Raw genomic sequence first — 1,462 nt, 5'->3', positions numbered from 1 at the left:
GACAACGCCCGGCGCGAAGCCCCGCTGCGGACCAACCTGAACTCGCTCGCGTTTACCGCCGCCTCCCGGCTGCGCGATGCCCGGCCGCAGGCAGGCCCGGCCGCGGCGGCGGGCCGTCCCGCCGGGGTTAGCGGCTCCTCCGCCGCCCCGGAATCCGTCAGCCCCGACGTAAGGCAGCCCCGTGACTGATGCCCGATCCCTGCTGGTCCTCTCGCTCTCGCCGCTGCGCAGCGACCCGCGGGTGCTCAAGCAAATCACCCTGTTCAAGGACAAGTACCGGGTGTTCACCTGCGGCTACGGCCCCGCGCCGGACGGCGTCGCCGGGCACTTCGAGCTGGACACCGCGCTGGCCAGCTGGCCGCGCGATCCCCGGGGGCTCGCCCTGCGCCGCTACGTGGACGTGTATTGGAACATCGCCGCGGTCGCGCAGGCCCGGAAGCTGCTGCGCGGCCAGCGGTTCGACGCGGTGCTGGCCAACGACACCAACACCGTTCCGCTGGCGCTCAGCCTTGGCCCGGACCGCGGCGTCCACGCCGACCTGCACGAATTCGCGCCGAAGGAGCACTTCAACAAACCGGCCTGGCGGGCGCTGGTCGCCCCCTACGTCCGCTGGCTCTGCCGCACCTACCTGCCGGCCGTGCGCTCGGTGACCACGGTGGCGGAGGGCATCGCCGAGCAGTACACCAAGGACTTCGGCGTCTCGGCCTCCGTGGTCACCAACGCCGCCCCCTATGCGGACCGGCAGCCGCGGCCCACCGGCGCGAAGATCCGGATGATCTACAGCTCCGCGGGACAGCGCTACCGCAAGATCGAAGACATCATGGAGGCCATGCGCGGCGCGCCGGAGCACCTGGAGCTGGACCTGATCGTGATGCCCAACGAGCCGGCCTACGTCGCCGAACTCAAGGCGCTCGGCGAGGAACTGCCGCGCGTGCGGTTCCGTGAGCCCGTCCCGTACGACCGGCTGGTGGACACCGTCGCCGAATACGACGTCGCCGTCTCCATCATCCCGCCCACCAACTTCAACCTGGCGCACGCCCTGCCGAACAAGTTCTTCGAGGCCGTGCAGGCCCGCACCGGGCTGATCATCGGGCCCTCGCCGGCCATGGAGACGCTGCTGCGCCGGCACGGCCTGGGCGCCGTCACCGCCGACTTCACGCCCGCGGCCCTGGTGGAGGTGCTCAAGACCTTGACGCCGCAGCTGGTGGACGAGTGGAAGGCCAACGCGCACGCCGCCGCCCGCGAGCTGTCCTCCGAGCACCAGATCAAGGGCTGGGAGCAGGCCGTGGACAGTCTGTTCGCCCGGCAGGAGGCCTGAGCGGTGGCAGCAGAACCGCGCGTCCTGCACATCTACGACGCCGCCGACGTCGGTGCCACCCTGGTCACGTACGGCCGGCGGGCGGGGCGCCCGTGGCGGCATTTCAACGTCATCCCGCCGGAGGGCGCCCGGTCGTCGGCCGCG

2 protein-coding genes are annotated in these 1,462 nt (G+C 71.8%); both read left to right on the top strand.

Annotated features, from left to right (window positions below; genetic code table 11):
• The coding region (locus AC5RV2_RS17905) for a hypothetical protein (protein ID WP_494093447.1) at nt 1–189 on the top strand (189 nt) is incomplete at its 5' end.
• Complete coding sequence (locus AC5RV2_RS17900) at nt 182–1,318, top strand: glycosyltransferase (protein ID WP_494093446.1); 1,137 nt, start codon at nt 182–184, stop codon at nt 1,316–1,318. The genes AC5RV2_RS17905 and AC5RV2_RS17900, both read left to right, overlap by 8 nt.
• Nucleotides 1,319–1,462 lie beyond the last annotated feature (144 nt).

The sequence above is a fragment of the Arthrobacter sp. Y3225116 genome, from assembly GCF_059091245.1.
Note: the sequence above shows the minus strand (reverse complement) of the source record. Positions and strands in the feature narration are given on the sequence as shown.